This window comes from Streptomyces sp. NPDC048211 (genome assembly GCF_043202315.1).
GTDB lineage: Bacteria > Actinomycetota > Actinomycetes > Streptomycetales > Streptomycetaceae > Streptomyces.
Genome location: NZ_JBIDAD010000043.1, coordinates 1 through 9,701, shown reverse-complemented (window position 1 = coordinate 9,701; position 9,701 = coordinate 1). Strand labels below are relative to the sequence as shown.

General features: G+C 70.3%; 8 protein-coding genes. 2 read left to right on the top strand and 6 right to left on the bottom strand.

All coding sequences use genetic code 11. The annotated features are described in order from the left end of the window. On the top strand, positions 1–675 hold a 675-nt coding region (locus ACGFZA_RS42315), incomplete at its 5' end, for an ABC transporter permease (protein WP_393686438.1). Here ACGFZA_RS42315 and ACGFZA_RS42310 read toward each other — a convergent pair. Together ACGFZA_RS42310 and ACGFZA_RS42305 are read right to left on the bottom strand one after the other, a co-directional pair. Further along, positions 656–3,778: an ATP-binding protein gene (locus ACGFZA_RS42310; RefSeq protein WP_393686436.1), complete on the bottom strand. Its 3,123-nt coding sequence runs from the start codon at positions 3,776–3,778 to the stop codon at positions 656–658. The two genes, ACGFZA_RS42315 and ACGFZA_RS42310, sit on opposite strands and share 20 nt — an antisense overlap. Positions 3,779–3,993: 215 nt before the next feature. Further along, positions 3,994–4,644, bottom strand: a complete 651-nt coding sequence (locus ACGFZA_RS42305) for an MOSC domain-containing protein (protein WP_385281106.1) — start codon at positions 4,642–4,644, stop codon at positions 3,994–3,996. Positions 4,645–4,907: 263 nt separating this feature from the next. On the opposite strand from ACGFZA_RS42305, the gene ACGFZA_RS42300 reads away from it, so the two are divergent. Further along, the gene (locus tag ACGFZA_RS42300) at positions 4,908–6,437 is read left to right on the top strand and encodes a helix-turn-helix domain-containing protein (RefSeq protein WP_385281104.1); all 1,530 of its coding nucleotides are present in this window, start codon (positions 4,908–4,910) and stop codon (positions 6,435–6,437) included. 569 nt (positions 6,438–7,006) lie between these two features. Here ACGFZA_RS42300 and ACGFZA_RS42295 read toward each other — a convergent pair. From ACGFZA_RS42295 to ACGFZA_RS42280, 4 genes are all read right to left on the bottom strand, one after another. After that, positions 7,007–7,363, bottom strand: coding sequence for a WhiB family transcriptional regulator (locus ACGFZA_RS42295; RefSeq protein ID WP_393686433.1), 357 nt, complete (start codon positions 7,361–7,363; stop codon positions 7,007–7,009). Then, positions 7,360–8,040 (bottom strand): CE1759 family FMN reductase, encoded by a 681-nt coding sequence (locus ACGFZA_RS42290; RefSeq protein WP_393686431.1) that lies wholly within the window; start codon positions 8,038–8,040, stop codon positions 7,360–7,362. The genes ACGFZA_RS42295 and ACGFZA_RS42290 overlap by 4 nt, the downstream gene beginning before the upstream one ends. After that, on the bottom strand, positions 8,037–9,134 hold the full coding sequence (locus tag ACGFZA_RS42285) for an LLM class flavin-dependent oxidoreductase (RefSeq protein WP_393686429.1): 1,098 nt from the start codon (positions 9,132–9,134) through the stop codon (positions 8,037–8,039). The genes ACGFZA_RS42290 and ACGFZA_RS42285 overlap by 4 nt, the downstream gene beginning before the upstream one ends. Positions 9,135–9,269: 135 nt before the next feature. Then, complete coding sequence (locus tag ACGFZA_RS42280; RefSeq protein ID WP_393686427.1) at positions 9,270–9,602, bottom strand: SsgA family sporulation/cell division regulator; 333 nt, start codon at positions 9,600–9,602, stop codon at positions 9,270–9,272. Positions 9,603–9,701 lie beyond the last annotated feature (99 nt).

The window sequence follows — 9,701 nt, the reverse complement described above, 5'->3', positions numbered from 1 at the left end:
CTCCTGCTCTTCGTCTACATCTTCGGCGACGTCATGAGCGCCGGCATCGGCGGCGGAAGTGCCGACCGGTCCGCCTACATCGCCTACATCGTCCCGGGCATCCTGATGATGACCATCGGGAGCACCGTGATCGGGGCCGCGGTCTCGGTCTCCACCGATATGTCCGAGGGCCTCATCGCCCGCTTCCGCACGATGGCGGTCTACCGCGGCTCGGTGATCGTCGGGCACGTCGTCGGCAGCGTGCTGCAGGTGCTCGCCAGTCTGCTCCTCGTCGGAGCGGTCGCCGTGGCCATCGGCTTCCGGTCCACGGACGCCACCGCCCTGGAGTGGCTCGCCGCGTTCGGGCTGCTCGCTCTGTTCGCCACGGCGCTCACCTGGATCGCGGTCGGAATGGGCATGGCCAGCCCGAACGCCGAAGCGGCCGGCAACATGGCCATGCCACTGATCCTGCTCCCGCTCATCTCCAGCGCCTTCATCCCCGCCGACACCATGCCGGGCTGGTTCCGGCCGATCGCCGAGTACCAGCCCTTCACCCCCGCCATCGAAACCCTCCGGGGCCTGCTCCTCGGCACCGAGATCGGCAACAACGGGTGGATCGCCATCGGCTGGTGCCTCGTACTGATCGCGCTCGGCTACCGCTGGTCCATGGCCCAGTTCAACCGCGACCCGAAGTGAGCGCGCGGGCTGCCTCCCGCAGCTCGTCACGTTCCAGGGCGGCATACTCCGACACCGCGTCGGCGTACGCCGCCCGGTCGGCGTTATGGGCTGCCTGCCGGGCACGGTCCGCCGACATCGTCGGCTGGAAGTCGCGCATCACGCGCAGCCGTTCGGCCAGCGCGATCATCCGCACAGCGGTGGCCTCGTCGTCGGCGGAGGCCAGCCCCACCAGGCCGAGGGCGTGCAGCACCGTCCCGAACACCGGGAGCTGCCAGGGCGAGCCTGCCGGACCGGAGAGCAGGGTCCGCAGCCCCTTCCGCAGCCGGTCGAGCGGCTCCGTGACCAGTTCGAGACGGCCGGCGTGCGCGTGCGCCGTCACCGCCGCCGACTGGATGTGCAGCGCCGACGCGTCGAGCCAGAGGTCGTCGCCCCGCAGGGTGCCGGCCTCGGACATCCAGTCCACGGCGCCGCGCCACAGGCCGAGGCCGACCTCCGTCAGCCCACGGGCGAGCGCGATCTCGGCGCGCCCGGCGAGGTCGGGCCGGTAGAAGGAGTCCTGCTGCGGGGGGCTGTCGCGCTCCGCCCGGCGCAGCCAGTACTCGGCCTCCTCCGGATCGCCGCGCTGGAGGCAGGCGAGGACGAGGCTCGTACGGATGAAGAGATGGTCGTGCCCGTCGCCCAGCCGCGGCACCACCTCCAGCGTCGCCCTGAGGTGCTCGTACGCCTCTTCGCCCCGCCCCGTCCGCAGGCACAGTTCGCTGAGCCGGGAGTGTCCCATGAGCTGCATGGACGGGTTTGCGGCCAGGGCCAGTTCGGTGAGTACCCGGCGGGCCGAGAGGATCGCGCGGTCGATGTCGTGCTCGTACTCCCAGACATAGGTGGCGATGGACTCGGCGACGCCGGCGACCAGCGGCTGCTCGCTGGCGCAGAGCGTGCGCAGCACGTGGTGGTCGGGAGGCAGCATCTCGGGGATCGCGCCCAGTACCGCCCCGATGGCGCGGAGCAGCGTGTCCGGCGGGGCCGTGGGCAGCCGCCGCAGGGTGACGAGCTGGCGTACGGCCACCGGGCCGTTCGCCATGAACAGGCCCGACGTGCACATCACCGCGGCGGCGCGGGCGACTTCGACGTACGCGGGTTCGGGGTGGTAGTGCGAGAGGGGCGGGCCCGTGTCCGCGGCGAGGGCGGCCAGACGGGGAAAGGTGGAGTCGCTGGCCCACAGAGCGCCGAGGACGGCGGTGAGGGCGGCGAGGGTGGGGGCGTCCGTGCGGGCCAGGGCGTGACGCAGGGCAAGGACGAGGTTGTCCTGCTCGGGCCTGATCCGCTCCCATGCGGCCCGCGGTTCCGTGCCGAAGAACCAGTCGTGGTACGTGACCCCGAAGTCCCTGGCCCAGCCGAGGAACCGGTCGATGTTCTCCTCGTCCTCATCCGCCTCCGCACGCCGGGCGGCACTGAACTCCCGTACGGTCTCCAGCATCCGGAACCGCACCCCGGCCGGGGTGTCGGCGACGGTGAGCAGCGACTGGTCGGTCAGCTGCTCCAGCAGGAACAGCGCGTCGTCGCCGAGGAAGTGCTCCGCCGCCTCGCCGGAGAAGCCGCCGGGGAAGACGGACAGGGTGCGCAGCGCCGCGCGGGCGTCCTCTGCGAGCAGGTTCCAGCTCCAGTCGACGACCGCGTGCAGGGTGCGGTGGCGTTCCGGGGCGTCACGCGCACCGCCGCGCAGGAGGGCGAACCTGTCGCCGAGGCGCCGGGCGATCTCCGGCACCGAGAGCACCCGCACCCGCGCGGCGGCCAGTTCCACGGCGAGCGGCAGCCCTTCGAGGCTGCGGCACAGCTCGGCCACCACGTCCGGCGGCAGCTCCACGCCGGTCCGGGCGGCCCTGGCGCGCTGGGTGAACAGCTCGACCGCGATGTCCGGGCCGAGTTCCGGCAGCGCGTACACCGCCTCCGACGTGAGGCCCAGCGGGGCCCGGCTCGTGGCGAGCACGCGCAAGCCCTTCGAGGACGAGACCAGAGCCCGTACGAGATCGGCGGCGCCCCGGACCACCTGCTCACAGTTGTCGAGCACGAGGAGTGCAGGCCCGGAGCCGAGCACACCGAGGATGCCGGACACCGGATCGGCCGAAGCCTGGCCGCTCACGGCGCCCGCGCCGAGGGCGGAGGCCACCTCCGCCGCCACGTCCGCGTCCGCGGTGACGCCGGCGAGCGGTACGAAATACACCACGCGCTGCTCGGCCCGGCGGCTGACGGCGTGCGAGAGCCGGGTCTTGCCGAGACCGCCGGGACCGGCCACGGTGACGGCGCGGGAGGTACGCAGCAGACGAAGCACCGCGGCGATGTCCTCGTCCCGGCCCAGGAGCGGATTCGGCTCGTGCGGTACGCCGTGCCTGACCACCGGCTCCTCGCCGCGCAGCAGTTCGTGCTGTACGGACTTGAGCGCGGCGCCCGGATCGGTGCCGAGCTCCTCGCGGAGCCCGCTGCGGTAGGCCTCGTACCGCAGCAGCGCGGCGGACGGGCCCGCCGTCGCCGCCACGCCGCGCAGCAGTTCGGCGAGCACCTCCTCGTCGCGCGGGTGCTCGGCGGCTGCCGCGGCCAGCGGCCCGGCCGCCTCCGTGTGCCGCCCGAGCCGGGCGAGGGCGAGCGCCTGCGCGCGTATGAGCGCCCCGTGCACGGGAGCGCGCTCGGCGCGCAATGCGGCCACGGGGCCGGCGGCGGTGGCGCCCGCCCCGTCGGGCGTACCCGCCCACAGGGCGAGCCCGGCCTCGGCCGCGGCGAGCGATCCCGCATGGTCCCCGGCCCTGGCCCGGCCCGTGCTCGCGGCGGCGTGCAACAGCAGGGCGGAGGTGTCGACCTGGTCCTCGGCGAGGGCGAGCCGGTATCCAGTGGGCGTACTGGCGATGACGTCGGCGCCCAGCTGCGACCTCGCCCGGGAGACGAGGACCTGCACCGCCTTCCCCGGCCGCTCGGGCAACTCGTCCGGCCACAGCCCTTCCACGAGCCGCTCGCTGCTGCAGCCCGTGCGCAGGTCGCCTGCCAGCAGCGCGAGAAGGCCGCGGATCCTGGGCGCGGTGATCTCCTGTCCGCGATAGGCGACACGCGGCAACAGGGTCAGGTCGGTGGTCACCCGTGCAGGTTAGGGCTTCAGGCAGTCCGGGGGTGCACCAGCCGGCGCCGGGCCTCCGGAACTCCTCGCGGACCGCACGGTTCCGCTTCAAGGACCTCACCGTGGCGAGGAGGTCCACCACTCCACCCGTAACCACGACTGCGTCGTCTACGTCGAGTTCACTGGGGAGATCGGCCTCCGTCCGGCCGTTCCCTGCGCCGGTGACGGCGGCCCGTCTACGCGGAGGTCCGCCGCCGGACCAGCTCCTTGGTCTCCGTCGGCAGTGCGTCGGCGGCCATAAGGCGCGGCAGCAGTTCGGGCTCGAGGGTGATGGCCCGGAAGGTGAGCGCGACGGTCACGTCGTGATCGGGCCGGTGCACGATCTCGACCGGATCGGCGGCCCGGATGTCACCGGGCGCGATCACCCGCAGATAGGCGCCGGGCACGGCGGCCCGGGTGAACCTCTTGAGCCAGCCATCCCGTTGCAGCCATCCCTGGAACGTTCCGCACGGGATCCGCGGGCACGACACCTCCAGCACCACATCCGGCCCGATCCGCCAACGCTCGCCGATCAGGGCGCCGTTGACGTCCAGCCCGAGGGTCGTGAGGTTCTCCCCGAAGGCCCCGTTCACGAGCGGCCTGCCCAGCTCGGCCTCCCAGCCGTCGAGATCCTCGCGGGCGTAGGCGTAGACGGCCTGGTCGAAGCCACCGTGATGCTGCACGTCGTAGACCCGGTCTCCGGCGAGGCCGACCGCGCCGGTGCCCTTGGGGCCGGGGTCGGTGACGGCCACCGGCCCGTCAACCGGCCGCTTGTCGATCCCGGTCGCACTCAGCCCCTTCCAGGGGTTGGGACGGGGGTGGCCGATATTGACGGAGAGGACCTTCATGCCGAGGACGATACGATCCGCCGCCCACCCGGGGCGACAGGGTTTTCCGGGCGTACGGCAGTGCCGGGTGAAGCCCTCACGGCTTCCCACCGGTTGCCGATGGCCGCACTCCGCGTGCCGAACCGCTGCGGCGGGAGGACCCTGGAGGGGGACAGCGCGCCCCCACCGAGTCACGCCCTCCTCCCGCACCTCTGCACCCAGCCGTCACTCGAACGCCACACCCCCACATCAGGCTCATCTCATATCTGAGATAGCCTTTCGATATGTCAGACGACTACCTCGTACGTATCGGCAAGCTCATCCGTGACGCCCGTCAGCACCGGGGCTGGACGCAGAGCCAGCTCGCCGAGGCGCTCGCCACCAGCCAGAGCGCCGTGAACCGCATCGAGCGCGGCAATCAAAACATCAGCCTTGAGATGATCGCGCGCATCGGTGAAGCACTCGACAGCGAAATCGTGTCGCTCGGCTACGCCGGTCCCATGCACCTGCGCGTGGTCGGCGGGCGCCGGCTCTCCGGATCGATCGACGTCAAGACCAGCAAGAACGCCTGCGTGGCGCTGCTCTGCGCCACGCTGCTGAACAAGGGCCGCACCGTCCTGCGCCGGGTGGCCAGGATCGAGGAGGTCTACCGCCTCCTGGAGGTGCTGAACTCCATCGGGGTGCGCGCCCGGTGGATCAACGACGGCACCGATCTGGAGATCGTCCCGCCGGCCCGGCTCGACATGGACGCCATCGACGCGGACGCCGCCCGCCGGACCCGGTCGATCATCATGTTCCTCGGCCCGCTGCTGCACCGCATGGACCAGTTCAAGCTGCCGTACGCGGGCGGCTGCGACCTCGGCACGCGGACCATCGAGCCGCACATGATCGCGCTGCGCCGCTTCGGTCTGGAGATCGCGGCGACCGAGGGCATCTACCACGCCCAGGTCGACCACTCCGTCACCCCCGGCCGCCCCATCGTGCTGACCGAGCGCGGCGACACCGTGACCGAGAACGCGCTGCTGGCCGCCGCCCGGCACGACGGCACCACCGTCATCCGCAACGCGTCCTCCAACTACATGGTCCAGGACCTCTGCTTCTTCCTGGAGGCGCTGGGCGTACGGGTGGACGGCGTCGGTACGACGACGCTGACCGTGCACGGTGTGCCGAACATCGACGTGGACGTCGACTACTCCCCCTCCGAGGACCCGGTCGAGGCGATGAGCCTGCTCGCCGCCGCCGTCGTCACGGAGTCCCAGCTGACGATCCGCCGGGTGCCGATCGAGTTCCTGGAGATCGAGCTCGCGGTCCTGGAGGAGATGGGCGTCGACTGCGACCGCACGGCGGAGTACGCGGCCGACAACGGGCGCACCCGCCTGGTCGACCTGACGGTCCGGCCCTCCAAACTGGAGGCGCCGATCGACAAGATCCACCCGATGCCGTTCCCGGGCCTCAACATCGACAACGTGCCGTTCTTCGCGGCCATCGCCGCCTCGGCCCACGGCCAGACCCTCATCCACGACTGGGTCTACGACAACCGCGCGATCTACCTCACCGACCTCAACCGCCTCGGCGGCCGCCTCCAGCTCCTGGACCCGCACCGGGTCCTGGTCGAGGGCCCGACCCGCTGGCGCGCGGCGGAGATGATGTGCCCGCCCGCGCTGCGGCCGGCGGTGGTGGTACTGCTCGCGATGATGGCGGCCGAGGGGACATCCGTCCTGCGCAACGTGTATGTGATCAACCGCGGTTACGAGGAACTGGCGGAGCGGCTGAACTCGGTGGGGGCGCAGATCGAGATCTTCCGGGACATCTGACAGCCTGCAAAAAATGGCACCGTCACACCCCTTCTGACCTGCACAAATACAAGTTGAGGCGGGGTGTGACGGATTCCCTGGGACTTTGAACCAGGAGCGACGGCTTCCGTGCACCGCGCTCTTCACGTGATGAGGTCATCGAAAAGACGTCGCGGGGAGCGGGCCAGCAGAAACCGCTGGTCAGGGCAGTCTTGTCCGATCGAGAAGTGACACGTCGGGGCCCGGAGCGTCACATAAGCGTAAACATGCCATCCGTGAGGTTGCGGGCATTCACCTTCACATTCCTTCACTACTCACTGTCGCTTTTCAGCACCTTGTGCAACGCATGTGCAAGATGATTCTGCATAGTCGACGGTGCGTCAGGCCAAGCTGAGCAGCCGTCACCCTTCACCCAGAGTTGTCGCCGAAGCGACCTCGCTCGTGATGCGGCGGGCCCGCATGTGGCCGGAGCGGTCGCAGGAGCCATACTCGTGTCGGCGTAGTCCCTATCTCGAGATCGCTGTCCTTCAAAACGGCACGGGTGCCTGAGTTCTGGGCGTGCGCTGTCATGAGCCTCGAAGGCCGGTCAGTCATGAATCAGCCCAGCTGTCCACGTGCGCGGCGGCGCGCCGCGCGGACGGAGTGGTCGTCGAGCGGCGCTCGGCTTCCGTTCGTCCGCCCCAGACGCCGAACCTCTGGTCGGTTGTCATAGCGAAGAGGCGACAGGGATCAATCACGGGACACCGCCGGCAGATGGCGCGTGCCGCCTCCTCGCGTCTACGGCGCGCCTGGACCCTCTCGCCGGTCGGCGAGTAGAAGACCGAGCTGTCCACACCACGGCACGCGGCGTCGGCCTGCCAAGCCCACAGCCGCAGGAGGGGCTTGGTCTGCGGCTTGCCCTGCGGCCTTCCCTGTGGCGTGCGCTGTGGCTTGAGCGGTGTCTTCATCGGATGCTTCTTCCGTGTGCCCGCGGGTCTGATGAGAGAGGGACGGCCGCAGGAACAAACGCGGAACGCGCCTGCCCGGTCGGCGGCTTCAGCGCGGCGAGTCGTTGCTCGAAGGGCAGCACGGCGGGACTCTCACCAGCCGGCCGTCCGGCCGTCGAGGGCCCGGTCATCAGCGCCGCCAGTTCGCCCGCGGCCCGTTGGATCCGACCGTCGAGCCCTTCGGCACCCCAGTCCTCCGAGGCTGCGTAGACCCCGGTCGGGACGACGACCGCCTTGAGGTGGGCGAAGAGCGGGCGCAGCGCGTGGTCCAGGACCAGAGAGTGCCGGGCCGTGCCGCCCGTCGCGGCGATCAGCACCGGCATCCCGGCCAGAACTCCCTCGTCGTGCACGCTCAGCACGTCGAAGAACGCCTTGAACAGCCCGCTGTACGAAGCCGAGAAGACCGGCGTGACGACGACCATTCCGTCGGCCGCCGCCACCGCGTCGAAGGCGGCGCCCAGCGCCCGCCCAGGGAACCCGTTGGTGAAGTCGTGCGCGATCTCCACAGCCAGGTCCCGCAGTTCGACCACGGTCACGTCCGCCGAGGTCCGATCTGCGGCACCGACGGCCAGCCGGTCGCCGAGCAGCCGGGTGGAGGACGGGGCGCTGAGTCCCGCCGAGACGACGACGAGCCTCATGCGCGGACTCCTGCCTCGGCGGCGGCACGCAGGGACGCGTGCGTCGGCGCGTCCGGCACGTTCGCCGGACGGTCCCTCGCGAACTCCTTGCGCAGCACCGGCACGACCTCCTCGCCGAGCAGGTCCAGCTGCTCCAGGACGGTCTTCAAGGGCAGCCCCGCGTGGTCCATCAGGAACAGTTGACGCTGGTAGTCACCGGCGTACTCACGAAACGACAGGGTCTTTTCGATCACTTGCTGCGGTGAGCCCACCGTGAGCGGCGTCTGCTCGGTGAACTCCTCCAGCGACGGGCCGTGGCCGTACACCGGTGCGTTGTCGAAGTACGGCCGGAACTCGCGCACCGCCTCCTGCGAGTTCTTCCGCATGAACACCTGCCCGCCGAGGCCGACGATCGCCTGCTCGGGCGTGCCGTGCCCGTAGTGGGCGTATCGGTTCCGGTAGAGCTCGACCATCCGCCTGGTGTGGTCAGCCGGCCAGAAGATGTTGTTGTGGAAGAAGCCGTCGCCGTAGTACGCGGCCTGCTCGGCGATCTCCGGGGAGCGGATCGAGCCGTGCCAGACAAACGGCGCGACCTCGTCCAGCGGGCGGGGCGTGGACGTGAAACTCTGGAGCGGTGTGCGGAACTTGCCCTCCCAGCTCACGACATCCTCGCGCCACAGCCGGTGGAGCAGGGCGTAGTTCTCGATGGCGAGGCTGATGCTCTCCCGGATGTCCTTGCCGAACCACGGGTACACCGGCCCGGTGTTGCCGCGCCCCATCATCAGGTCCACCCGGCCGTCGGCCAGGTGCTGGAGCATCGCGAAGTCCTCGGCGATCTTCACCGGGTCGTTCGTGGTGATGAGGGTGGTGGCGGTGGAAAGGATCAGCCGCTCGGTGCGCGCCGCGATGTAGCCGAGCATCGTGGTCGGCGACGAAGGCACGAAGGGTGTGTTGTGGTGCTCGCCGGTCGCGAAGACGTCGAGCCCGACCTCCTCGGCCTTCAGCGCGATCGCGACCATGGCCTTGATGCGCTCACGCTCGGTCGGTGGGCGGCCCGTGGTCGGGTCGGGGGTGACATCACCGATGGTGAAGACGCCGAACTGTGTGGCGGTCATTTCGCTCTTCCGGGTCACGCGGAATTCCTCTCGGGTTCGTACGGGCTGGTGGGGGGACGATCGGGCTGGGGTGACGGTCGCGGCGCGGCGCACGTCCTGGGTGCTCGCCAGATGCGACGTGGGCCGTCGTCTCCGTCAGCCGCCTGTTCCCGTGAGTTCACTGATGGCGCGGTTGAGGTCCAGGTGCCGGCCCTCCGCTCCCTCGGGAACGAGCACGAAGGTCCGGAGAAGGAACGTGGCAACCTCCGCAGTCGCCATCTCGACCAGCGCCGTGCCGGAGCGGTTCCTCAAGACGACGCGCACGGAGTCCGGGTGCGGGTGCGGGTGGCGCCAGGGCATGACCACCACGTCACCGTCCCCGGTCGGCCGATGCAGCCCCTCGGCCAGCAGCTCGCGGGCGAACACCCAGTCGACGGGCCTTTCCATCGGCACGCCGATGGAAAGGCGCACGGCATAAGGGTCCGCCATGTCGTAAGACTTGTCCCGTAAATGATGGTGGAGGCAGGCACGACAAGGTCCAGTGGCAAGATGACGGCTTCGACGCTCCTGAGAGGTCATCTTCGTGCC